The 302-nt window shown below is 50.0% G+C and carries 1 pseudogene; it reads right to left on the bottom strand.

The window, feature by feature from the left end:
- Window positions 1-302: pseudogene (locus tag QPK32_RS26490) on the bottom strand (IS3 family transposase); the annotation flags it as partial.

Raw genomic sequence — 302 nt, 5'->3', positions numbered from 1 at the left:
ACGCCCTTTGTGGCAGGCATAGATCGTCTTGATGGCTTGCTTTAGCTCCTGGTACTTATCGCCAGACGCGAGCGCCTTGACTTGATAGTAAAAGGTACTGCGCGGCAGAGTTGCCGCTTTCAACAGGTGCGGCAAGCGAAATTGCAGCCTTAGTTCATGCACTACTTGGGCTTTTTCTGCGCAGCCGACTTCTTCGCTTGAACTAAGGCTTCCAATTTTTTTAGGTAAGCATTCTCCGCCCGAAGATACTCAAGTTCTTCAAGCAGCTCTTCACGTGAGCGCTTGTCATTATCGGAAGAGGT

The organism is Massilia sp. YIM B02763 (assembly GCF_030412015.1).
Lineage (GTDB): Bacteria > Pseudomonadota > Gammaproteobacteria > Burkholderiales > Burkholderiaceae_D > Telluria.
Note: the sequence above shows the minus strand (reverse complement) of the source record. Positions and strands in the feature narration are given on the sequence as shown.